At 66.2% G+C, this 22,568-nt stretch carries 22 protein-coding genes; 12 read left to right on the top strand and 10 right to left on the bottom strand.

Annotation, left to right across the window (positions count from 1 at the left end):
* The first annotated feature begins 83 nt into the window (after positions 1 to 83).
* Together paaZ and ACP7AX_RS15465 are read left to right on the top strand one after the other, a co-directional pair.
* Positions 84 to 2,192 (top strand): phenylacetic acid degradation bifunctional protein PaaZ, encoded by a 2,109-nt coding sequence (gene paaZ, locus ACP7AX_RS15470; RefSeq protein WP_426227596.1) that lies wholly within the window; start codon positions 84 to 86, stop codon positions 2,190 to 2,192.
* A gap of 211 nt (positions 2,193 to 2,403) precedes the next feature.
* Positions 2,404 to 2,814, top strand: coding sequence for a VOC family protein (locus tag ACP7AX_RS15465; RefSeq protein WP_131683810.1), 411 nt, complete (start codon positions 2,404 to 2,406; stop codon positions 2,812 to 2,814).
* Positions 2,815 to 2,823: 9 nt separating this feature from the next.
* Here ACP7AX_RS15465 and ACP7AX_RS15460 read toward each other — a convergent pair whose 3' ends face one another.
* Together ACP7AX_RS15460 and ACP7AX_RS15455 are read right to left on the bottom strand one after the other, a co-directional pair.
* Positions 2,824 to 3,927: a trypsin-like peptidase domain-containing protein gene (locus ACP7AX_RS15460; protein WP_426227593.1), complete on the bottom strand. Its 1,104-nt coding sequence runs from the start codon at positions 3,925 to 3,927 to the stop codon at positions 2,824 to 2,826.
* Between the two features lie 81 nt (positions 3,928 to 4,008).
* Positions 4,009 to 4,614 (bottom strand): TetR/AcrR family transcriptional regulator, encoded by a 606-nt coding sequence (locus ACP7AX_RS15455; protein ID WP_426227591.1) that lies wholly within the window; start codon positions 4,612 to 4,614, stop codon positions 4,009 to 4,011.
* Between the two features lie 190 nt (positions 4,615 to 4,804).
* On the opposite strand from ACP7AX_RS15455, the gene ACP7AX_RS15450 reads away from it, so the two are divergent.
* On the top strand, positions 4,805 to 5,950 hold the full coding sequence (locus ACP7AX_RS15450) for a zinc-binding dehydrogenase (protein ID WP_426227589.1): 1,146 nt from the start codon (positions 4,805 to 4,807) through the stop codon (positions 5,948 to 5,950).
* Here ACP7AX_RS15450 and paaK read toward each other — a convergent pair.
* Positions 5,947 to 7,314 carry a phenylacetate--CoA ligase PaaK gene (gene paaK / locus ACP7AX_RS15445; protein ID WP_426227587.1) on the bottom strand — a complete coding sequence of 456 codons (1,368 nt, stop codon included), beginning with the start codon at positions 7,312 to 7,314 and terminating at the stop codon, positions 5,947 to 5,949. The two genes, ACP7AX_RS15450 and paaK, sit on opposite strands and share 4 nt — an antisense overlap.
* Before the next feature lie 7 nt (positions 7,315 to 7,321).
* Positions 7,322 to 7,771 (bottom strand): hotdog fold thioesterase, encoded by a 450-nt coding sequence (locus ACP7AX_RS15440; RefSeq protein WP_131683806.1) that lies wholly within the window; start codon positions 7,769 to 7,771, stop codon positions 7,322 to 7,324.
* A gap of 138 nt (positions 7,772 to 7,909) precedes the next feature.
* Here ACP7AX_RS15440 and pta point away from each other — a divergent pair, with 138 nt between their 5' ends.
* The 4 genes from pta to ACP7AX_RS15420 all read left to right on the top strand — a co-directional run bounded on the left by pta (position 7,910) and on the right by ACP7AX_RS15420 (position 14,026).
* Positions 7,910 to 9,988, top strand: a complete 2,079-nt coding sequence (gene pta, locus ACP7AX_RS15435) for a phosphate acetyltransferase (RefSeq protein WP_131683805.1) — start codon at positions 7,910 to 7,912, stop codon at positions 9,986 to 9,988.
* 173 nt (positions 9,989 to 10,161) lie between these two features.
* Positions 10,162 to 12,945: a LuxR C-terminal-related transcriptional regulator gene (locus ACP7AX_RS15430; protein WP_426227584.1), complete on the top strand. Its 2,784-nt coding sequence runs from the start codon at positions 10,162 to 10,164 to the stop codon at positions 12,943 to 12,945.
* A 122-nt stretch (positions 12,946 to 13,067) separates the two neighbouring features.
* The gene (locus ACP7AX_RS15425) at positions 13,068 to 13,757 is read left to right on the top strand and encodes a hypothetical protein (protein WP_426227582.1); all 690 of its coding nucleotides are present in this window, start codon (positions 13,068 to 13,070) and stop codon (positions 13,755 to 13,757) included.
* An 8-nt stretch (positions 13,758 to 13,765) separates the two neighbouring features.
* Positions 13,766 to 14,026 carry a hypothetical protein gene (locus ACP7AX_RS15420; protein ID WP_426227580.1) on the top strand — a complete coding sequence of 87 codons (261 nt, stop codon included), beginning with the start codon at positions 13,766 to 13,768 and terminating at the stop codon, positions 14,024 to 14,026.
* A gap of 20 nt (positions 14,027 to 14,046) precedes the next feature.
* Here ACP7AX_RS15420 and ACP7AX_RS15415 read toward each other — a convergent pair whose 3' ends face one another.
* Positions 14,047 to 14,286 (bottom strand): hypothetical protein, encoded by a 240-nt coding sequence (locus tag ACP7AX_RS15415; protein WP_426227578.1) that lies wholly within the window; start codon positions 14,284 to 14,286, stop codon positions 14,047 to 14,049.
* A 149-nt stretch (positions 14,287 to 14,435) separates the two neighbouring features.
* Between ACP7AX_RS15415 and ACP7AX_RS15410 the strand changes: the two genes are divergently transcribed.
* The 4 genes from ACP7AX_RS15410 (at position 14,436) to ACP7AX_RS15395 (ending at position 17,275) form a co-directional block, all read left to right on the top strand.
* Positions 14,436 to 14,879 (top strand): hypothetical protein, encoded by a 444-nt coding sequence (locus ACP7AX_RS15410; protein ID WP_131683800.1) that lies wholly within the window; start codon positions 14,436 to 14,438, stop codon positions 14,877 to 14,879.
* Entirely contained in the window at positions 14,876 to 15,181 is a 306-nt protein-coding gene (locus ACP7AX_RS15405; protein WP_426227576.1) for a winged helix-turn-helix domain-containing protein, read from the top strand. The genes ACP7AX_RS15410 and ACP7AX_RS15405 overlap by 4 nt, the downstream gene beginning before the upstream one ends.
* A gap of 82 nt (positions 15,182 to 15,263) precedes the next feature.
* Positions 15,264 to 16,430 carry an acetate kinase gene (locus tag ACP7AX_RS15400; RefSeq protein WP_426227574.1) on the top strand — a complete coding sequence of 389 codons (1,167 nt, stop codon included), beginning with the start codon at positions 15,264 to 15,266 and terminating at the stop codon, positions 16,428 to 16,430.
* 167 nt (positions 16,431 to 16,597) lie between these two features.
* The gene (locus ACP7AX_RS15395) at positions 16,598 to 17,275 is read left to right on the top strand and encodes a hypothetical protein (protein WP_426227572.1); all 678 of its coding nucleotides are present in this window, start codon (positions 16,598 to 16,600) and stop codon (positions 17,273 to 17,275) included.
* Here the strand turns inward: ACP7AX_RS15395 and ACP7AX_RS15390 are convergent.
* Together ACP7AX_RS15390 and ACP7AX_RS15385 are read right to left on the bottom strand one after the other, a co-directional pair.
* Positions 17,272 to 18,474 carry an NAD(P)/FAD-dependent oxidoreductase gene (locus ACP7AX_RS15390; RefSeq protein ID WP_426227570.1) on the bottom strand — a complete coding sequence of 401 codons (1,203 nt, stop codon included), beginning with the start codon at positions 18,472 to 18,474 and terminating at the stop codon, positions 17,272 to 17,274. The two genes, ACP7AX_RS15395 and ACP7AX_RS15390, sit on opposite strands and share 4 nt — an antisense overlap.
* A gap of 4 nt (positions 18,475 to 18,478) precedes the next feature.
* The gene (locus ACP7AX_RS15385) at positions 18,479 to 18,685 is read right to left on the bottom strand and encodes an HVA1 family protein (protein WP_131683795.1); all 207 of its coding nucleotides are present in this window, start codon (positions 18,683 to 18,685) and stop codon (positions 18,479 to 18,481) included.
* Between the two features lie 180 nt (positions 18,686 to 18,865).
* Here ACP7AX_RS15385 and ACP7AX_RS15380 point away from each other — a divergent pair, with 180 nt between their 5' ends.
* The gene (locus ACP7AX_RS15380; protein ID WP_426227567.1) at positions 18,866 to 19,321 is read left to right on the top strand and encodes an SRPBCC family protein; all 456 of its coding nucleotides are present in this window, start codon (positions 18,866 to 18,868) and stop codon (positions 19,319 to 19,321) included.
* Positions 19,322 to 19,398: 77 nt separating this feature from the next.
* Here ACP7AX_RS15380 and ACP7AX_RS15375 read toward each other — a convergent pair whose 3' ends face one another.
* The 3 genes from ACP7AX_RS15375 to ACP7AX_RS15365 all read right to left on the bottom strand — a co-directional run bounded on the left by ACP7AX_RS15375 (position 19,399) and on the right by ACP7AX_RS15365 (position 22,465).
* Positions 19,399 to 19,707: a helix-turn-helix domain-containing protein gene (locus tag ACP7AX_RS15375; protein WP_426227565.1), complete on the bottom strand. Its 309-nt coding sequence runs from the start codon at positions 19,705 to 19,707 to the stop codon at positions 19,399 to 19,401.
* Complete coding sequence (locus ACP7AX_RS15370) at positions 19,685 to 20,044, bottom strand: type II toxin-antitoxin system RelE/ParE family toxin (protein ID WP_426227563.1); 360 nt, start codon at positions 20,042 to 20,044, stop codon at positions 19,685 to 19,687. The genes ACP7AX_RS15375 and ACP7AX_RS15370 overlap by 23 nt, the downstream gene beginning before the upstream one ends.
* Positions 20,045 to 20,215: 171 nt before the next feature.
* Positions 20,216 to 22,465: a S9 family peptidase gene (locus ACP7AX_RS15365; protein ID WP_426227561.1), complete on the bottom strand. Its 2,250-nt coding sequence runs from the start codon at positions 22,463 to 22,465 to the stop codon at positions 20,216 to 20,218.
* Positions 22,466 to 22,568: the final 103 nt, after the last annotated feature.

The raw sequence follows: 22,568 nt of genomic DNA, 5'->3' as shown, positions 1-22,568 counted from the left end.
GTACTGTAGACATGTTACCGAACGAACGGTCAGTAAAGCGCTGGCCGTGTGTGTTTGCCCCGCGTTGGAAGGACCCGTCAACGATGACCACCACTGCAACAGCCGAAGCCACACTCGAGACCGTCGAGACCGTTCCCAGTTTTGTGCAGGACTCCTGGTGGACTCCCGACGCCGCTGCGGCCACTGACGCTGTCCCCGTGCGTGATGCGAGCACGGGCGAAATCCTTGCCAAGGTGAGCACCAGCGGACTGGATCTGGGCGCCGTCGTTGATTACGGCCGCACAGTTGGTCAGGAGGAACTGGGCAAGCTGACCTTCCACCAGCGCGCGCTCAAGCTCAAGGAACTCGCGCAGTACCTGAATGCCCGGCGCGAGCACTTCTACACGTTCTCGGCGCAGACCGGTGCCACCAAGATCGATTCCATGATCGACATCGACGGCGGAATCGGCGTCCTGTTCACCTTCGGCTCCAAGGGCCGGCGCGAGCTGCCCAACTCCCAGGTGGTGGTTGACGGGCCCATGGAGGTGCTGTCCAAGGACGGATCGTTCGCCGGCGAACACATCTACACGCGCATCCCGGGCGTCGCTGTGCAGATCAACGCCTTCAACTTCCCGGTGTGGGGCATGCTCGAAAAGCTCGCGCCCGCCTTCATCGCCGGCGTACCCACCATCGTCAAGCCCGCCACCCCCACCGGGTACGTGGCCGCCGCCGTGGTCAAGGCCATCATCGAATCCAACATCCTGCCCAAGGGCTCGCTGCAGCTGATTTCCGGTTCCGTCCGCGGGCTCCTCGACGTCCTCGATTACCGCGACCTCGTGGCTTTCACCGGCTCCGCGTCCACTGCCCTGTCCTTGAAATCGCACCCCAACGTGGTGCAGGGCGGCGTCCGCTTCACCTCGGAGACGGACTCCCTCAATGCCGCGATCCTCGGCCCGGACGCCCTGGAGGGCACACCGGAGTTCGATGCCTTCATCAAATCCGTGGTCACCGAGATGACCGCCAAGGCGGGCCAGAAGTGCACGTCCATCCGCCGCGCCATTGTGCCCGAGGCGCTGGTGTCAGCGGTGATTTCCGCCGTCGGTAAGCGCGTGGAGGAGCGTATCGTCCTCGGCGACCCCCGCGCGGAAGGCGTCACCATGGGCGCGCTGGCTTCCGTGGAGCAGCTCGCTGACGTCCGCGCCGCCGTGCAGTCAATGCTCGACGCCGGCGGTGAGCTGGCGTACGGAACGCTCGATTCGCCGTCGGTCACGTCTTTGGGAGGTGCGACAGGAGTGGTGGACGCGGGCGCGTTTATGTCGCCGGTGGTGCTGAGCTGGGATGATCCCGAGGCTGAGGCGATCCACTCGCTGGAGGCGTTCGGGCCGGTGGCGTCCGTGATCGGCTACAAGGACCTCCCTGACGCCGTCCGCCTCGCCGCCCGCGGCGGCGGCTCCCTCGTGGCATCGGTGTGCACCAACGATCCCGCCGTAGCGCGTGAACTCGTCACCGGGATTGCCGCCCACCACGGCCGTGTCCTGATGCTCAACCGCGAGGACGCGCGTTCGTCCACCGGGCACGGTTCGCCTGTGCCGCACCTGGTCCATGGCGGTCCGGGCCGGGCCGGCGGCGGCGAGGAACTGGGCGGCATCCGCTCGGTGATGCACCACATGCAGCGCACCGCCATCCAGGGCTCGCCCAACATGCTGACGGCTGTGACCGGCGTGTGGCACACCGGGGCTGACCGGAACTTCACCGTGGAGACGGAGGGGACACACCCGTTCCAGAAGCCGCTGGGAACACTGCGCATCGGCGACGCCGTCCGCTCCGACCTGCGCCAGGTGACCCTCGAGGACATCACGGCCTTCGCCAACTCCACCGGGGACACCTTCTATGCCCACACCAACCAGGAAGCCGCGGAAGCCAACCCGTTCTTCCCGGGCATCGTGGCGCACGGCTACCTCCTGCTGGCGTGGGGCGCCGGACTGTTCGTGGAACCGGCGCCGGGCCCGGTCCTGGCCAACTCGGGCCTGGAGGGTCTTCGCTTTGTCACCCCGGTGGCATCGGGGGATTCCATCCGGGTCACCCTGACGGCCAAGCGGATCACCCCGCGCGAGACCGACGAATACGGCGAGGTGGCCTGGGACGCGGTCCTGACCAACCAGAACGACGACATCGTGGCCACCTACGACGTCCTCACCCTCGTAGCAAAGTAGCCACCCCACCCACCCCGGCCCACCCACCCGACGCTCTCTCACCCACCCACCCGACGCTCTCTCATTTAATGCGCGTTTTCCGCTAACGCTCTATCACCCGGTGATAGAGCGTTAGCGTTTTGGCCGCATTAAGTGGGAGAGCGTTTGGGGGTGCGGGGCGGATCTTTCCGGGCCGCCCAGGCGTAAAATTTCCCCCGTAGGAGGTGGCGAAATGAACCTAGCCCTGACCACTGCCACAACCATCCTGCCTGTCGATGATGCAGCGCGCGCCCGCAGTTTCTACACCGAAAAACTGGGCCTCCCGCACCGCGGAATGACGGACGATGGAAGCGAATTACTCGGCACCGAAGGCGGCCCGATGCTGCAGCTGATGCCGGTCTCGGACGGAAAGCATTCCGAGCACACCGCCCTCAGCTTCGAGGTGCGGGACATCGAGCGGATCGTCCAGGACATGGAGTCCAAAGGCGTCCGGTTCCAGGACTATGACCTGCCGAACCTGAAAACCGAAAACCACATCTGTACCACGGACTCTGAGAAGTGCGCCTGGTTCATGGACACCGAACACAACATTCTGTGCGTCCATGAAACCCTCGGCGGCAGCCAGGTCGAGTATCAGCTCTGACGCTCAGGATCAGGGGCCTGCCGGCCGTTCGGTGAGGTTGGCCTTGAGGTCCAGAGCCTGGCCTTCCCGGTTCACGGTGAAGCCAACGGTGTCGCCAGGGTTGCGGTTCCTGAGCTCGGCCAGCAGCTTCTCGGGCGCGGTGAGTTCCACGCCTTCTATGGACTCCAGGACGTCGCCGGGACGGATTCCTGCCTTGCCGGCGGGGCCGTCCTCGTCAACGGCGAGGACCACGACGCCGGTGCGGGCGTCGATTCCCAGTTGCTCGGCGATCTGCCGGGTCAGTTCGCCGGGGGTGAGTCCCAGGTAGGCGTGCTCCGCGGTGCCGTCGGCGAGCAGTTCGTTGGCCACTTCCACGGCAGTGGCGGCGGGGATGGCGAAGCCCAAAGCCACAGCGCCTTCCGAGGGCGGGATGTACGCCTCGCTGATGCCCACTATTTCGCCGCGCATGTTGATCACGGCACCGCCTGAATTGCCGGGGCTGATGGGGGCATCGGTCTGGATCAGGTCCACCAGGGACAGGCTGTTCCGGGCCGAGCCGGGAATGGACCGGTGCAGGCCGGAGATGATTCCCGCGGTGGCCGTGTTTTCGAAGCCGAGCGGCGAGCCCAGGACAACCACCCATTCACCCACTTTGGGCAGGGTGGCCTGGTAGGCGGGTTTGGGCAGGCCGCGGCGGTCCGCCTGGACCAGGGCCAGGTCAGTGACAGCATCGGTGGCCCTTACCGTGCCTTTCACTCGCTGGCCGTCCGCGAAACCGACCTCCACGTCGGTGCTGCCCCGCACTACGTGCTCATTGGTCAGGATCAGCCCGTCCTCGGCGTACACCACGCCGCTGCCGAGGCCGCCGCCGGCGGGAAAGATGGTCACCACCGAGGGGGAAAGGTTTTCGACAATTTTCGTGATCGGCGTGCTCGCGTCCGAGGCGGTGGGCGGGGCCATGGAGGGGGTGGGCGCCTGCGAGGCGGTGGACGAACCGGTAGGATCCGACGTCGACGGCGGCGCCGGTGCCGGCAGGCCCGTGCAGGCGGACAGAGCCAGGGCAGAACTCACCGCAGTGATCAACGCCCGACGGCGGATGGTGCGGTGCGTCGAAGGTGCGGCTTGCGGCTTCATTGACAACCTCCTTGCGGACGCTGGCTCTTCCTTCAACCGTAGCGGGGGGCGACATGCGCCCGCTACTGTCCGGGCCAAACCTTAGGGCTTCGCGTGGAGCCCGTCGAACGCGATGGTGATGACGTCGTCGGCCAGTTTTTCGGGGGAAAGCGGACCGCCTGGTTTGTACCATTCCACGATGGAGTTGATGGTGCCGAACAGGAGCCGCGTGACGGTGCGCGGGTCAATGTCCTGGCGCAGCGAGCCGTCCTCGCGGGCCGCCGAAATAAGCCCAGCCACCTTATGGTCGAAGGTGCGGCGCCGTTCCAGGGCATCCCGTTCAATCTCGGTGTTGCCCCGCAGGCGCAGGAGCAATGTGACAAAGGGCAGCCGCTCCACCAGCACAGCCACAGTCTGCCGCAGCACGAACTCCAGCCGTGCATCCGCGGGACCGCTCTGGGCCTCGGGCTGGTCAAGGATTGTTTCGAGCCCGCCCAAGGCATGATCCAGGGCGAGCTTCAGGAGATCGCCTTTGGACGGAACGTGGTGGTAGATCGCGGACTTTGAGATGCCCAGGTTTTCGGCCAGAATGCCCATGGACGTGGCGTCGTAGCCGTGCCTGTTGAAGACGTCGACGGCGATCAGCAGCACCGACTGCTGGTCATAACCGGGACGGCCGCGCTTGCTGGTGGCTGCTGTAGGGGGCATACCGGCTATTTTCTCATGAACGTTCGGTAATTCCTGCAGCGGCACGAACGCCTGTCTCCGTGCCCGTTCATGGCGGGGACCTTCGGCACTGTGGTGCCTTTGCCCTTGAGGATCACGCTGGTGGGTAAGGCGAAGCATCGGCGCGCGACCTGCAGCCCACCGGGCAGCGGCCCGAGGAAGGATGCCTGCAGTGGACAAACAGACGGTGTGGAACCGCACCCGTGACCTGCAGCTGGGCGGATTGGCACGGGGACGCCGCTCGGCGGTGAAAAGCCGCTCACCGGAGCCCGCCACCGCCGTCGCAATCGGCCCGAACCAGCATCAGGTGCCCGGCGAGTACCGCACGGTCCAAGCCACCCGCCAAGGCGGACCGGAAGTGCTGGAAGTTGTCCGCCAGACGCTGCGGGCGCCCGTCCGGGGTGAGGTCAGGATCCGGGTGGATGCCTGCAGTGTGAGCGCGGTTGATGTGCAGGCGCGTGAGGGCTTGTCGACGTATCCACCGAAGTTCCCGTTCGTGCCCGGCTACGCAGTTGTCGGAGTGGCGGACGCCATCGGCCCGGGCGTCACAGCCTTCGCCGCCGGGGACCGGGTGGTGGCCATGATGGAAAAGGGCGGCTATGCCGAGTATGTCTTTGTCAGCACGCACCCCATAATGCGGATCCCGCCCAGCCTTGATGCTGGCGAGGTGGTGGCCGTGGCGCTGAATTACCTCGTGGCCCACCAGGCACTTTCCCGGGTTGCCCGGATCCGGCGGGGTCAGGCCGTCCTCGTCACCGGAGCAGCGGGTGGAATCGGCACGGCCATCGTGCAGCTCGGGCGGCTGCTGGACCTGCGCATCTACGGTGTGGACACCGCCGCGAAGCACCCCTGGCTGCGGGCCCACGGGGTGGTTGCCCTCGATGCGCTGGACGAGGACCTCGTCGAAAAGGTGCGCCGTCTGGAACCCGGCGGGGTGGATGCCGTGCTCGACGGCGTGGGCGGCCCCGGGTGGGTGGACCGTGGCCTGGCTGTGCTGCGGCCCGGCGGCGTGCTGGTGGCGTACGCCAATCCCGGGAGCCCGGCAGCCACCCTGCGCCTGCTGGCCAGGGCTGCCGGGCACCGAATGATCCCGCGTGGAAAGAGGATCCGCCTCTACGGGACCACCTCCTGGCGGCTTGACCGCCGTCCACTGATGGACGCGTGGGCCACACTCTACGGACTGCTCGAAGCGCGCCGGATCAGCCCGGTGATCGCCGCCCGGTTCCCGCTGCTGGAGGCCGGACGCGCCCACGCCCTGTTGGAGGGCGGGGGCGTCGTCGGCAACCTGGTCCTGGTCGCTGACCGCCGGGGGAGTTAGCTCTTCGGCCGCAGGTCGTAGATCCGGCGCAGCTTGCCGTTGGACCGCTCGAGCGAGCCCGGCTCCACCACGTCCACGCGGCACGAGGAACCCACGTGGATCTTGATCTGCTCCTGCAAGGTGCGTGCCGCCGTCGTGCTCTGCTCGAAAGTGCAAGTCTCACGGCGTTCAATCTTCACGGTCATCTGGTCCATCCGCTGGTTTTCCGGGCGGGTGAGCTCGAGCTGGAAGTGTGGGCTGAGCTCGGGGATGCGGAGGGCGATTTCCTCGATCTGCGACGGGAAGACGTTCACGCCGCGCAGGATGATCATGTCGTCGCTGCGGCCGGTGATGCGGCCCATCCGGCGGTGCGCGGGGCGTGCCGTGCCGGGGAGCAGACGGGTGAGGTCCTTGGTGCGGTAGCGGATGATCGGCAGCGCTTCCTTGGTCAGGGAAGTGAACACGAGTTCACCGTGTTCGCCGTCGCGGAGCACGTTTTCCTTGCCGACTACAGGGTTAAACGCGTCGATGATTTCCGGGCGGAAGTGGTCCTCCCATATGTGGCTGCCGTCCTGGGTCTCCACGGCCTCGCCGGCGACGCCCGGGCCCATGACCTCGGACAGCCCGTAGATATCGCACGCCTTGATGTTCATGGTCATCTCAAGCTCATGCCGCATCTCCTCGGTCCACGGCTCCGCGCCCAGGACGGCATACTTCAGGGAGGTCGACGTCGGATCGATCCCCATGTGCGCCATCGCATCGGCGATGGTCAGCAGGTATGTCGGGGTGGCGAGGATGACCTCGGGCTCGAAGTCCTGGATCAGCTGGATCTGGCGTTCGGTCTGTCCGCCGGAGATGGGGATGACGGTGCAGCCGAGTGCCTCGGCGCCTGCGTGGGCCCCCAGGCCGCCGGTGAACAGCCCGTAGCCGTAGGCGTTGTGGACCTTCATGCCGGGCCGGACGCCGGAGGCGCGCAGGCAGCGTGCCACGAGTTTGGCCCAGTCGGCGAGGTCCTGCTTGGTGTATCCGACGACGGTGGGCCGGCCCGTGGTGCCGGAGCTGGCGTGGATGCGGGCCACTTCGTGCTGCGGCACGGCGAACATGCCGAACGGGTATTCCTCGCGGAGATCGTCCTTGGTGGTGAACGGGAAGTTGCCTAGGTCGCTCAGTTCGCGGAGGTCACTGGGGTGGATGCCGGCGGCATCGAACTTGCGCTTGTAGAGCGGCACGCGGTCGTAGGCGTAGGCCACCGTATGCTGCAGCCGGGTGAGCTGGAGGGCCTCGATTTCGCCGCGGGACATGGTTTCCTCGCAGTCCAGGACGGCGTCGGTTGCCTGGGCGGCGGCGGTCCCCTGCGTGGGGGATTCGGGGGCGTGGAGGGTCATGGTTGTCCTACTTCTTGGGGATGGTGCGGCTGCGTCCGCGGAACTCGGCGATGAGTTCCCCCGGAAGCTGCGCATCGGCGTCGGCGGCGAAAATTTGGATGTCGTACAGGCCGCTGCGCCCGGCGCTGGAGCGGCGGTCTGCGACGGCGGTGACCACCTGGCCGCGGAAGGCGGGCTTGAGGAAGTTGATGTCGACGCCGGCGGCAACGGTGATGCTGCCGGCGTCCCCGGGGCCGGGGTTGACCGGGTTGCAGGCCAGGGCAAAGGCGGTATCGGCGAAGGCGAAGATCATTCCGCCGTGGGCCATGCCGAAGCCGTTCAGCATTTCCTGCCTGAGGGTCATGCGGATGGTGGCGTGCCCGTCGGTGAGTGCGAGGACCTCGATCCCCATCCATTCAGAGGCATAGTCGTTCTCCAGGATGGGGTGGGTGGTCCCGGACAGTGCAGATTCAGCCATGCGTCATTGCCTCCAGCTTTATTTACCGAATGTTCATTAGGTAATCCCATCGGCCGGGTATGTGTCAAGGGCGGGCCTCTATTCGGCGGAAGGTGCAAGGATGGTTGGACCTGCACCAGCACACCAAAAGGGCGGACCATGGCCAAAGGCATTTACGTCAGCGCAACCACTCCGGGCTCGGGTAAATCGCTCGTTGCCCTGGGCCTCGCCGACACCCTCCACCGGCACGCTGACCGGATCGGCTTCTTCAAGCCCGTGGTCCACGGCCCCGATGCCGCCCAGGACCCCATGGTGGCGCTGATGAAAGCACGCTTCGCGCTCGACGACGAGAGGTGCCGCGGCGGGTTGACGTTCGCCGAGGTGCGGGCGCTGCTGGCCGAGGGCAAGCGGGCCGACATTGATGCCAGGTGCGTGGAGATCTTCGCCGAGATTTCCCGGCACTGCGACGTGGTGATCGTGGAGGGGACGGACCTTACCGGCCAGGACGCCGCAGTCGAGTTTGACCTCAACGCCCGGCTGGCCAACAACCTGGCTGCCCCCGTGGTTGCCGTGGTGGGCGCGAAGGGGCGGACGGTCGCGGAGACGGCCGCCGCCGTCGAGGTTGCCCGCAAGGAACTCGTGGCGGAGAAGTGCACACTCCTGGCCATCATGGTGAACCGCGCCGATCCCGAACTCCTCGAAGCGATCGCCGCCGAGATCAAGCCGGGTGCCTCCAAACGGCCGGTGTACGTGCTGCCCGAGCTGGAGGAAATTGCCCGCCCCACCACGGGTGAAGTGGCCGCGGCCCTGGGGGTGCGGCAGGTGGCCGGCCGGGCGGACATGGAGCGCGATGTGCGGGACATCAAGGTGGCGGCCATGAATGTGGGCCACTTCCTGAACGTGCTGGATGACGGCGCGCTGGTGATCGTTCCGGGCGACCGGGCGGACGTGATGGTGGCCTGCCTGGCGTCATCGTTCTCGCCCGAATTCCCGGTGCCCTCGGGGCTGATCCTGACCGGTGGCCTGGCCCCTGATGCCAACATCTACCCGCTCCTGGCGCAGGCTCCGTTCCCTGTCTTTGCCACCACTGACGACACGTACACGACTGCAAAGCGCGTCTCCGAGGTCCGCAGCGAAATCTGGTCCGGGCACCGCCGCAAGGTGGCGTCCGCGCTGGGCCTGTGGTCAAAGCGCGTGGACGAGGCCGAGCTGGTGGAACGGCTGCACCTGCCGCGCCCCGAACGCATGACCCCGCTGCGGTTCCTGCACGACCTCATTGAACGTGCCCGCTCCCAGCGCCGGCACGTGGTGCTGCCCGAAGGCACGGACCCGCGGATCCTGCGCGCCGCCGAAATCCTGCACCGCCGCGACGTTTGCGATCTCACCGTCCTGGGCCCCGAGTCCGACGTCCGGGAGCTCGCCGCGTCCCGGGGGATCGACCTGTCCGGGATCAACATCGTGGACCCCTCCACGTCCGAGCTCCGGCAGAAGTTCGCCGAAAAGTACGCGGAACTGCGGGCGCACAAGGGCGTTGACGTGCCCAAAGCCCTGGAAATCATGCAGGATGTCAGCTACTTCGGCACCATGATGGTCCAGCTGGGCGTGGTGGACGGCATGGTCTCCGGCGCCGCGCACACCACGGCCCACACCATCCGGCCCGCCCTGGAATTCGTCAAGACCCGCGAGGGCGTGAAGATCGTCTCCTCGGTGTTCCTGATGCTGATGCCGGACCGGGTGCTGGTGTATGGCGACTGCGCGGTGAACCCTGACCCCAACGTGGAGCAGCTTGCTGACATCGCGCTCGCCTCCGCCGAAACCGCCCAGCAGTTCGGCGTGGAGCCGCGGGTGGCCATGCTGTCCTATTCGACCGGCGGTTCGGGAGCGGGGGAGGCCGTGGATGAGGTCCGGCAGGCCACCGAACTGGTCCGCAGCCGCCGCCCCGATCTCGCCGTCGAAGGCCCCATCCAGTACGACGCCGCCGTGGATGCCTCCATCGCGGAGTCGAAGATGCCGGGCTCGTCCGTGGCCGGGCAGGCGACGGTGTTCATTTTCCCCGACCTGAACACCGGCAACAACACGTACAAGGCGGTGCAGCAGAGCTCCGGTGCAGTCGCCGTCGGGCCTGTCCTGCAGGGGCTGCGGAAGCCGGTCAACGACCTCTCCCGAGGGTGCACCGTGGAGGACATTGTGAACACCGTGGCCATTACAGCCATCCAGGCGCAGTCCCCGGCATCCTAAGGGCTCCTGCCGCACTCACTGTTCGTAGAGAAAGATCTCCTCGATCCGCCTGGGTCCAGCCGGCGCCGACTGCCAGGTTGACGGCAACCGCGATCCAGCTGGCGACCGACGGCGGCACTTGAGCGGGTGCCGCCGTCGCCTAGGCTGGAACGGATCAGATGAAACGTTCAATGATGGCCACTAAGCTGTACATCCCCGCGCCACGGCGGGGTTTTGTGGCACGCCCGCGGCTGCGGGAGAAACTGCGGCTGGGCGCCGCCTCCGGGTTGACGCTTCTGTCCGCCCCTGCCGGTTTCGGAAAGACGGCCCTCCTGGCTGACTGGCTGGGTGAAACCGCGGGCCAGGACCGCCTGGTTGCCTGGCTTTCCCTGGACCCGGCGGATGGCGAACCCGCCTCCTTCTGGAGTGGCATTATCACCTCGCTGCAAAGCGTGGTGCCCGGGATCGGGTCCACGGCGCTGGAGCTCATCGGGTCCTCGCCCCTGGCCACTGAGCTGGTGCTCACCACCCTCGTGAACGACCTGGCGGCGGTTCCCGGGGACGTGTGGCTGGTGCTGGACGATTACCACACGGTGGACAGCCACGCGGTGGGCGCCGGCATGGCCTACTTCGTGGAGCACCTTCCGCCGCAGGTCCATGTGGTGGTGAGTACGCGCGCGGACCCTGACCTGCCCTTGTCCCGCTGGCGGGTCAGGGGAGAGCTGGTGGAGATCCGTGCCGCAGACCTCCGGTTTACGCCGGCCGAGACCGCGGCCTACCTCAATGACGTGGCGGGGCTGGGCCTGGCGGAAGATCAGGTGAGCACGTTGGACCAGCGGACGGAGGGTTGGATTGCCGCGCTCCAGCTCGCCGCACTCTCGCTCCAGGATCGCAAGGACGCCGCCGCGTTCATCGCACGCTTCGCCGGGGATGACCGCTACATCGTGGACTACCTGGTGGAGGAAGTGCTGGAACACCAGCCGGACCGCGTCCGGAATTTCCTGTTCCATACAGCGGTCCTCGAGGGTCTCACCGGCCCGCTCTGTGATGCCGTGACCGGCCGGGACGACGGCAGCGCCATGCTCCTGGCCCTGGAGCGCGCCAATCTCTTTGTGGTCCCCCTTGATGACAAACGGGAGTGGTACCGCTACCACCACCTCTTCGCCGACGTCCTGCGGGGCCGGCTCCTCAGTGAGGACCCCGCCCGGATTCCGCTGCTGCACCAGCGTGCCAGCCACTGGTACGAGTCCCGTGGGCACCTGGAGGACGCCGTCCGGCATGCCTTGGCCGGCCAGGACTTTGACCGCGCAGCGCACCTGGCCGAACTGGCCGTCCCGATGCTCCGGCGCAGCCGCCAGGACGCCGTGCTGCACGGCTGGCTGAAGGAACTTCCGGACGCCGCCATCCGGCGCAGCCCGCTGCTGAGCGTCTTTTACGGCGGGATGCTGATGGTGTCCGGCGATCTCGCCGGGGTGGAGCAGCGGCTCGACGACGCCGACCGGGCTTTAGCGGACCCGCAGCGCCCGCCGGCTGGCAGGGACCCTGCTGGGATGGACTCTGCTGACCGGGACCCGGCTGACCGGGACTCTGCCGGGATGGGCGGCGCTGAGATCCAGGAGCTCCAGATGCTGCCTGCCACCATCGCGATGTACCGCGCCTCCCTCGCCCAGGCCAGGGGTGATGTGGCCGGCACGTCGGCGCACGCCCGGCGCGCGCTTGACCTCGCCGGCCCGGATCACCACTTTGCGCGGGGTGCGGCGGCGGCCTTCCTGGGGCTGGCCGCGTGGGCGAACGGCGACGTGCGCGAAGCCCTGGACACCTTCACGCAGGCGGTGTCCAGCCTTCGTGCGGCCGGGAACCTGCTCGACGAGCTGAGCAGCACCGTAATACTCGCCGATATGTGGCTGGCTGCAGGCCGGCCAGCTGAGGCGCGCCGGATGTGCCAGAACGCGCTGCAGCAGGCCGAGGCCCGCGGTGACTCCATGCTGCGGGCAAGCGCCGAGCTGCACGTGGCATTGAGTGAGATCTGCAGGCAGGCCGGAGACCTCACCGGCGCCAAGCGGCATCTCGAGGTGGCCTCCGCGTTCGTCTCCCAAGGTCCCATGACCGAAAGCCGCTACCGGTGGTTCGTTGCGGGCGCGCTGGTGGCCCAGGATGAAGGCCAGCCGGACCGCGCCCTCGGCTACCTGGACCAGGCGGAGGAGCTTTTCCGGCCGGGGTTCTTCCCGGAGGTGCGGCCCGTTCCGGCGATCAAGGCCAGGGTCTGGACACGCGAGGGCAACCTGGCCGAGGCTGCCCGCTGGGCGCGCAGGGCAGGCATCGCCGTCACAGACCGCGCCGACTACATGCAGGAGTACAACCACCTCACGCTGGTGCGGCTTCTGCTTGCAGAGCACAGGGCCCACCCGGATACCGGCGCCGCCGCCGATGCCGTGGACCTGCTGGACCGGTTGCTCGCCGGCGCCACCGGGTCCGGCCGTGCCGGCAGCGTGGTGGAGATCCGGATGCTGCAGGCCCTTGTCCATGACGTGCTGGGCCAGCGCCGGCAGGCCCTCGAGGCGCTCGGTTCTGCGTTTGCCGGCTCGCCCGAACCGGAGGAGTACGTGCGGCTGTTCCTGGACGAAGGGCCGGCCATGACCGGGCTGCTGCGCGAGGCCATGCGTGCAGCGCCGGAGGCAGCAACGAACGACGGCGGTGCTGCCGCCCAGGCGCAACGTCTCCTCACCCTGGCTGCCCCGCAACAACCCCAGCCCGCGCGCCCAGACGGGCCGCCGCCGTCGGACGTTGACCCGCTGAGCGAGCGGGAACTGCAGGTGTTGCGGCTCCTCGACAGTGAGCTGAGCGGTCCGGAGATCGCCCGCGCACTGTTCATTTCGCACAACACCCTGCGCACGCACACCAAACACATCTTCACCAAGCTTGGCGTCACCAGCCGCCGGGCCGCGGTGAGCCGTGCGCGCGGCCGCGGCCTGATCTGAACGGCCCGCACATAGTCACCCGGTCAGTCACATCATCGGGTGATGCCGGCTCACCCCGCCCGTCCTTACCTTGGAGTTATCCGGCAGCGCCCGCCGCCGGAAGCAGACTCAGGGAGCCAGACATGTCCATCACCACCACCAAACTCACCCGCTGGGCCGGGCTGTCCGCGGCCGCAGCGGGCCTGCTGTTCATCGGCGTCCAGATCAACCATCCCCAGCTGGATGCCGGGTTCGCCACCACCACCGAGTACACGGTCCGCCAAAGCCTGAAGGTGCTCATGGCCGGGCTGTCCCTCATCGGCATCACCGGCATGTACCTGCGCCAGGTCACGCAGGCAGGCGTGCTGGGGCTGATCGGCTACCTCGTGTTCGGCGCCGGCTACCTCATCATGATCAGCGTCGAGGTCATCGGAGCGGTTGTCCTGCCCACCATTGCCCGCAGCACGCCCGGCTACGTCAACGATGTCTTCGCCACGGTCATGGGGGACCCCGTCACAGGCGACATTGGCCTGATGACGGCGTTGAACATGGCCTCCGCCGTCACGTTCCTCGGAGGTGGCCTCCTCTTCGGCATCGCACTCTTCCGTGCCAACGTGCTTGCGCGGTGGGCTGCGGCGCTGCTCGCCGTCGGGTCCGTGGCAACCCTCTTCCTCCCGCTGCTGCCGCAGATCAACGACAGGCTGTTCGCCCTGCCCATCGGTGTGGCGCTGATCGGCCTGGGGTACTCGCTGTGGAGCGGACTGCGGACGACGGCGGCACGGACTTCGCGGGGCACAGTCGGTTCGCCGGCCCATCCTGAAGGAGCGAAGTGATCCGCAGGATGGGATCCCCAAAGCAAGAGGTGCCCACCGGTTACGAGATTCGTATCGGCGGGCACCTCGACCAGCATTGGTCAGTCTGGTTCGATGGCCTCACGCTGACCCACGAAAGCGACGGCACCACCAGGCTTTCCGGTTTCGTCGCAGATCAGGCGGCGCTCCATGGCGTACTCACCAAGGTCCGGGACCTCGGGATCGTGCTGATCTCCGTGGAGGCCGTGGACCGGGCGGCCACCCCGGAAGCCGACCATCAGGGGCGCTGAACAACAGGACGGTTAGGGCCCTAGCTGTTTTCGGGTTTGGCCACGCTCTCCGGGTCCTCCTGCTTGGCTGGCTCGTCGGACAGCCCTTCGGGCGTGAGGTCGAGGTTCTCCGGATTTTCCGGCTGCTCGGGCGCGTCGCCCACTTCCGCGGCCTTGGGCTTTCCGGTGTCGTCCAGGGCCGGGTTGGCGCCTTCGACGCCGGTGGGGTCCTTGGCGGGGCTGCTGTCTGAGTTCTCGGGCTGAGTGGTGTCGTTCGGCATGGATGTCCCTCTCTGCGGAATGTAACGTGCCCGCCGACTCTATGCAGGCTGCGGCAGCCGACGCAACGGCACATGGAAAGTACTTGACAGAATGGAAAGTACTTTCCTAGGCTAAGGCAACTACTGAAGCGCCAGAGAAAGGCAATACCATGGACGAGGCAACGGCAAGTCCCACCCCTGCCGAGGCACAGGAGCTCCTGGCAAAAGCCCAGTCCATCGGCGCCACCTCGATCAACGCCGCGGCGTGGCCCGTCGCCATGGTCTTCACGAGCCTTGCCATCCTGGGATCCATGCTGATGATCGGCATGCACATTGTTTCGCACACCGGATACGGCGCTCCCATACTCGCCGCCGCCGTCGGTATCTGGGCCGCAGTTACTGCATGTGTCTGGCCCATGTTCCAGACCTCCACGAAGGCCGGCTACACGCGGCGGTTCCTCACGTCACTTCTCGCCTACTTCGCCCTCTATGGCGCAGCGCTGGCTGTCGGGGTAAGCCTGTTCCGCGACGGGAACCTCTTGTTCTACGCGGGCGCCGCCGTGGTGCTGGCGGGAGTTGGCCTGGCCGGGGCGTTCCGTGAGCTGCGGGCATGAGTACTGCCGGAGACCATCCCCGCCACAGGCTTAACGACCTCATCCACGCACCGGTCCGCTTCTCCATCATGGCGGCCCTTGTAGGAGCGGAATCGATGGATTTCAAGGATGTGCGGGACGCCATCCAGGTCAGCGATTCCGTCCTCAGCAAACAGCTCGCTGTTCTGGAGAAAGCTGGCTATGTGAAGATCAGAAAGAGCTTTGCGGGGAAGATGCCGCGGACTTCAGCGAGTGTGACCCCAGGCGGGCGGACAGCCTGGGAAGAGCACCTGCAGACCCTGCGGGACATCGCGGGAGGCTGATTTCACCCCGGTGCGTGCCCGCCCAGGAAGCGCCGTCGCCCTATAGTGGCAGTAACCCGCAAGCAAGGCTCAGGAGGCCCCCGTGCTCGTGCTCGTCATCAATTCCGGCTCGTCCTCGCTCAAGTACCAGGTGCGCGACGTCGCAGCCGGCACTGTCCTGACCGAGGGCCTGATCGAGAAGATCGGGATGGGCAACGGCGGGGACGGCGACGGCGAAATCGAGGGCCCGCGGAACCACGCCGAGGCGCTGGAGCAGGTTGACGCGGCCATCCACCAGGAACTCGGCGAGCTTGAACTGGCAGCGGTGGGACACCGGGTGGTGCACGGCGGCGAGCGGTTCGGGGAGCCGGTACTGATCGACAACGAGATCACCAGGGCCATCGAGCGCCTGAACCCCCTGGCCCCGCTGCACAACCCGGCCAACGTGCTGGGCATCCGCGCCATCAGCAAGAAGTGGCCGGAGATGCCGCAGGTCGCCGTGTTCGACACCGCTTTCCACCGCACCCTGCCCGAGCATGCCTGGCGCTACGCCGTCCCGGACGAGCTCTACGCCAACCACGGCATCCGCCGCTACGGCTTCCACGGCACCTCGCACGAGTACGTCACGCACCGCGCCGCCGCGCTGCTGGGACTCCCGGTGGAAGAGTTCGACGGCGTGATCGCCCACCTGGGCAACGGCGCCTCCGTCACGGCCATCCTGGGCGGTCATTCGGTGGACACGTCCATGGGCTTCACCCCGCTCGAAGGCCTGGTGATGGGCACCCGTTCCGGCGATCTGGACCCCTCCATCCTGGTGTTCCTGGGCCGGGCCGGCTGGACACCGGAAGACCTCGACACCATGCTCAACCGCGAATCCGGGCTGAAGGGCCTCGCCGGCAACAACGACATGCGCTCCGTGGTTGAAGCCTCCGAAGCCGGCGATGCCAAGGCGGCCACCGCGCTCGCGGTCGCGTCCTACCGGCTGGCCAAGTACATCGGCGGCTACCACGTGGCCGTGGGCGGCGCGAAGGCTCTGGTGTTCACGGCCGGGATCGGCGAGAATTCGCACCAGTTCCGCGCCCTCGTGGCGGACAAACTGGGTGCCCTGGGGATAAAGCTCGACGCCGGCCTGAACGGTCAGCGGTCCAAGGAACCGCGCGTGATTTCCACGCCGGAGTCCGCCATCCCGGTTTTGGTGGTTCCCACCGACGAGGAGCGCGCCATCGCGGAGGCGACCGCCGCCGTCGTCCATTCATCGGTTGCTCCGTAAGAGCCCTTCTGAGCGCCCCAAAGGGCCTCCTTGGAGCAACCGACGGTCCTGAAGGCGGGCCTTTGTGCCCTAGGTGCGGTTTCGGGCCGGACCTAGCCTGAAGTTGGCGGGGCGGCTCGGCCGCCTGCCTGGTTTCGGGGACCAGGCCGAATTTCGGGAGGCAGACGGTGAAACCGGCAAACATAAGCATTATCGCGGGCGTGGTCCTGATGGTGGTTGGCGGGCTGTTCCTGCTGGACGTTCTCAACGTTGCCGAGACCGCCGGCTATGTTCCGGCGCTGATCTTCGCCGCTGCCGGGGCGGTGTTCCTCTCCGTCTTCAGCCGCAGCCGGGAGAATTGGTGGGCAGCGATTCCCGGGTCGGTGTTCCTGGGCCTGGCCGCCGTCATCGGAGCCGCGCAGCTCACGGGCGGCCGCTCAGGCGCAGGTTTGCTGTTCCTCTTCATGGCAGCCGGATTCGCCGCCGTTTATCTGCGGGAGCCGGCCAACTGGTGGGCGCTGATCCCGTGCGGGGTGATGCTGACTCTGGCGGTCATTGTGTCCCTGCCGCAGGAACTTCCGGCCATGGCCGTCCCCGCCATCCTGTTTATGGGCCTGGCAGCCACCTTCGGTGTGCTTTCCCTCGTCCCGGTCCGCGCTGCCGGACACAACGCCCGGATGAAATGGCCCTTGATACCCGCTGCTGTTCTGGCCGTACTGGGAGTGATCTTCGCTCTGCAGGCCACGGCGATGCTCATCCCCGCTGACTTCGTGGTCCCGGCCGTGATGATTTTGGCGGGGATCGCCTTGCTGGTCTACGCGTACTACGCCCGCCACGACAGGCAGCACAGGGCGCCTGGTACTTAGGCCCGGCCCTTGAGGATCAGGTTCCAGTAGACCTGCGGGAAAACGTCACGGTCCACCACCCAGGAGGCCCGGCTTTCCTTCCACGTGGGCACCTTGGGAATGCTGGGCATCGGCCGGTAGTCGGCGTCGAACTCGGCGAACACCACCGAGGACCGGGATACCGTGAACGGGCACACCGCATAGCCGTCGTACTTCTCCTTCAGCGGGGCGCCTTTCCGGGCGGCCACCAGGTTCTTCGCCAGAACCTTGGTCTGTTTGCGCAGCGCGCCGCCACACTTGGAGTTGGTGGTGGCCGCGGCGTCGCCCAGGGACCAGACGTTCGGATAGCGCACGTGCCGCAGCGTTTCGGTGTCCACCTCTACGAAGCCGCCGTCGTCACCGGGGGCAGGCAGGTCCGTTGCCTTCAGCCAGTCCGGCGCGGACTGCGGGGGGACCGCGTTCAGGACGTCGTACCGGAGTTCCTCTGTGGCGCCGCTGGTGCTGTCCCGGATCAGCACAGTCTGCGCGCTGGGATCCGCCGCGGTGACTTCGCTGTTGAGCCGGAGCTCGATGCCGTACTCCGCTACCTTTCGGTTCAGCTCCTCATCCACACCCGGCACGCCGTACACGGTGGGATAGGGCTGGACCATCACCACGCGGATGTCCTTGAGGACCCCCTGTTCCCGCCAATAATCGCAGGCCAGATACATGGGCTTCTGTGCAGCCCCGGCGCACTTGGCCGGCCCTGACGGCATGGTGAACACGGCGGTGCCTGACTTCAGGCTGCTGAGCAGCGTCCAGGCCTTGGGGGCAAGATCGAACTCGTAATGCGACGCCCCGTGCGGGGAGTGGGCAGCCGCCTTCAGGCCGGGGACCTTGTCCCAGTCCAGCTGCAGCCCTGGGCAGACCACCAGCTGGCCATAGGTGAGCTCTGTGCCGGACGCCAAAGTGACAGTGTTCGCTGCGGCGTTGATGCCCGCTGCTCCGTCGCGGATCCATTCCACTCCCTTCGGAATGACCGAAGCCTGCGAGCGGATGGCCTCCGCCGCCTTCGCCCTTCCGCCCGCGATGTGGGAGAACAGCGGCTGGTAGAGGTGATGGTCCCGGGGTTCCACCACGGCGATGTCCTTCACGCCGTAGCGGTGCAGGCGTGCAGCCAGGGAGATCCCCGCGTTGCCGCCGCCAATGACGAGCACTTCGTGGTGCTTTTGGCTGGGCATGCGCCTAGTCCTTCTCGGTCAGGGCCGAAGCCTTGTGGGCGGCGCGGGCGCCGGTCTTGGCGGACTCCACCACGTACTGGGGCTCCGCTTCGCTGGCCCGGTGCTGGTTCCCGTCCAGTTCGAAGTCGTTGGTTTTCTTCTCCACGATCTTCCCGTGGGTGGGCCCCTGTGGCGTGTTCCATTCCACGGACGTTCCCTTGCGTAGCGGCATTCCTGCTCCTTCGGATGGACCGGACGTGAAACACGGACGTGAAACTCAATAGTAAGCATGATTAGTTTCACAGGTCACGGAATCAGCGTTGACTCTCCATCCGGTTCAGACCACACTGGCGCTGAGCCTACCGGCCGGCCGAGCCGAGCCGCCACCAGGCTTTTGACGAGGAGCACCGACATGGCCGTCATCGAGGAAAGCGTCTACATCCCCCGTCCGCAGCAGGAAGTCTTCGACTTTCTGATCAGGAGCGAGAACATCCCCATCTGGGATTCGTCCGTAGTGCGTGCCGAACAGATCGGAGACGGCCCCGTGGAGGTAGGCACCCGGTCCAAGGGCACAAGCAAGATCATGGGCAGGCACTTCGACTGGGTCACGGAAACCACCCAGATCGAGCCGCCGAACAAGGTGGCTTTCGAATCCGTTGATGGGGACTTCAAGTTCGCCATCTCCAACAGCCTGGAACCGCAGGGCGACGGGACACGCTTGGTCTACAGCGTCAGTGCGGACTCCGGCTTTGGCGGCGTGTTCGGCAAGTTGGCGGATTCGCTGGTGGAGAAAGCCCACGCCAGGACGGTGCGCGCGAACCTTGAGACCCTCGCGGACCTGCTGGCCGAGCACCCCGGCGGGGTCTAGGGCACGTCTCCGGCCGGGACCCTCGCGGACCTGACAGTGACTGTCGTGACCTGACGGGGGTTCCGAGGTTCACGAGCCTATGTGAGTATGTAGCTCTCGTTAGCAATTTTGACACGAATCTCGATCGTGCCACCCAGGGCCTCAACGTACTTTCGAATGGTGTCTATCTGCGTATGCTCAATGTCGCCTCGTTCAATTTGAGAGACGCGATTTTGGCTAATATGGGCAAGCTGCGCCAGGGTTTTTTGACTTACGTTCAACTCTTTGCGGAGGTCAGCTAGGCGATAGGCCTCAACCTCACGCAGCATCTCTGCTTTCAGCGCGTCGACTGCGCCTCGATTGGCAGGGCGGCGCTTGAGTTGGTCACTTAGTGATACGGGTGTCATTTTTGATACTCCCCAGATGTTCTTTCCACAGATTGTCTGCTTTGGGTATGAATTCCTTGTACCAAGATTTCCACTTATTTTGCTTATTCCCGGCCACGAGCATTATTGCGCGCCGCTTTGGATCAAACGCAAACAAGATGCGGATCGCTCCCCGGCCCTTGGTCCCAGGCCGGAGTTCCTTCATGTTGCTGTAGTCCGAGTGTTGGATGGTATCCACGAGGGGGCGCCCCAGATTCGGACCCTTGTCTTCGAGGATTTCTAGCGCTGCAACGACTGCATCGTAAGAGTCTTCATCCAACCATTTCTGGATCTTCTCCAGATCTACTGTCCAAGACATATTTACGATAACAACAACCCAGAACTTGTACAAGCCCTAGGTTGTATCCCCCTCAATCAACTAAGCGACATGGGCAGTTTTCCAGTTATCAAAGCGGACCTGCTGGCGTAACACCCCGGCGGGGTCTAGGGCACGTCGCCCGGAAGCCGGGCCTCCGGGCGGCGGGAAGTCCTACTTCAGCCCGGCCCCCGGAAGCAGTGCGGTGGCGCCGAGCGAGTCAGCGATGAACGCGTAGTCCCATGCCCGTTCGCGCCACTGGACGTACCGGCCCGAGGCGCCGCCGTGGCCGCCGTCCATTTCGATCTTCATGACGATCGGCTCCGCACCCGTGGTGTTGTTCCGCAGTTCCTGGACCCACTTGGCAGGCTCCACGTACAGCACGCGGGTGTCGTTAAAGGAGGTGACGGCCGCGATCTTGGGGTATGCCACGGCCCGCACATTCTCGTACGGCGTGTAGGACTTCATGTACCGGTAGACCTCGGGGTCGGTGATGGGGTTGCCCCACTCTTCCCACTCCAGCGCGGACAACGGCAGCTCGGGATCAAGGATGCTGGTCAGGGGGTCCACGAACGGCACCTGGGCCACCACCGCGGCGTACTTCTCCGGCGCGAGGTTGGCGATGACGCCCATCAGCAGCCCACCCGCGGACCCGCCCAGCGCGGCAATCCGGGACGGATCCACCCAGCCGGAACCGGTCAGCCAGTCGGTGGCATCCACAAAGTCGGTGAACGTGTTCTTCTTGGTGAGCTTCTTGCCGTCCTCATACCAGTGCCTGCCCAGTTCGCCGCCGCCGCGGATGTGGGCGATCACAAACACCACGCCCCGGTCCAGCAGTGAGAGCCGGGCAATGCCGAAGCCGGGGTCCATGCTCAGCTCATACGAGCCGTATCCGTACACCAGGCCGGCCGCCGTCGAGTCCTGCTTGACTGCCTTGTGGCGCAGCACGGAGAGCGGGATCTTGGTGCCGTCCGCGGCATCCGCCCATTCACGGGTAGCAACGTAGTCGCCGGCGTCGTAGCCGCCCAGAACGGGACTTTCCTTGCGCAGCAGCAGTTCCCCGGCAGGCTGGGCCGGCGTCGGCAGGACGAAGTCGTACACGCGGGACGGCGTGAAGTAGGACGTGTAGCCCAGCCGGATCACGGGCGCTTCGTAGTCGGAGCCGCCCACTCCGGCCGTGTACAGCTCTTCGTCGAAGGCGGGCTCCACCGGTGCTTCCTGGGCGGCTGTGCCAAGCCCGGCAAGGCCCATCACCTGGACGCGCTCGATGGTGTCCTTGCGGATTGACACGATCAGGTGTGTGGAGGTGACGCCGGCGCCGTTGACGCGGACGTCGGCGGAATGCCCGACGACGGTGTCCCAGTGCTGCTCGGCCAGCGGCTTGGTGAGCTCGGCAGGGTCAACGAGGGACACCATGGAGTTAACGGCGTTCCGGTTGTGCGTGATGATGATGCGCTCTGCTTTGTCGCCACCCGGACCGGTGAGCAGAAACGGCTCCGCCTCATAGAGCACGCGCTCGTCCCGGGAAATGACCGTGGTGAGTTCCGCCGTCGGGTCATCAAAACGCAACAGGCGGGTCTCGCTGTACTCGGAGCAGCCGATGCCCAGCACGAGGTGACGCCGGTCGGAGGAGAGCTCAAAGCCCAGCCACATGGCGACGTCGTCCTCCTGGTAAATCACCTCATCCTCGGTGACCGGCGTGCCCAGCACGTGGGACTTGACCTGGTACGGGCGCCAGGAGTCGTCCACCACCGTGTAGAAGATCCGCGTTCCGTCAGGAGAGAAGCTCACGCCGTAGAAGATGTTCTCGATGACATCAGGGAGCAGCTCGCCGGTGCGCAGATCCTTGATGTGGAGCGTGAAGCGTTCGTCGCCGGAGTTGTCCACAGCGTAGGCGTAGAGGTTCCCGTCCACCGTGACGGCCGAGCCGCCCACGGAGAAGAACGGCTTGCCTTCGGCTTCGACGTTGCCGTCCAGCAGCACTTCCTCGCCGGGGATCCCGACGCCGGCCTCCACCGCCGGGGGAGTCCAGTCGGCCACGGGGTTGCCAGTGTCAGAGGCGCGGACGCGGCACTGGATGCCGTACTCCTTGCCCTCTGCCGACCGGCTGAAGTACCACCAGCCGTCTTTCCGGTTCGGGACAGACAAGTCTGTCTCTTGGGTGCGGCCCTTGATCTCCTGGAAGATGGCCTCCCGCAGCGGCTCCTGGTGTGCAGTGACCGCCTCCTGGTAGGCATTCTCGGCCTTCAGGTGAGCCACCACCTCGGGGGATTCCTTTTCGCGCAGCCACTCGTAGTTGTCCACGAAGGTATCGCCGTGGTGCGTCCGCTCGTGCGGGACCTTTTTGGCGACGGGCGGCGCAACCGGCCCGGCGGAAGCGGCGACGGCGGAATTGGCGGAATCCTGCAGCGGAGTCTGGGTCATTCCTTCAATATATAGAGCCGGGCAGACAATGGCGTCCGCGTTCGCTACCGGGGGAGCCCACCCCCCCCACGCTCTCTCACTTACTGCCGTTTTTCCGGCGACG

Origin of the sequence: Pseudarthrobacter sp. DSP2-3-2b1, from assembly GCF_049895945.1 — a bacterium.
Lineage (GTDB): Bacteria > Actinomycetota > Actinomycetes > Actinomycetales > Micrococcaceae > Arthrobacter.
Note: the sequence above shows the minus strand (reverse complement) of the source record. Positions and strands in the feature narration are given on the sequence as shown.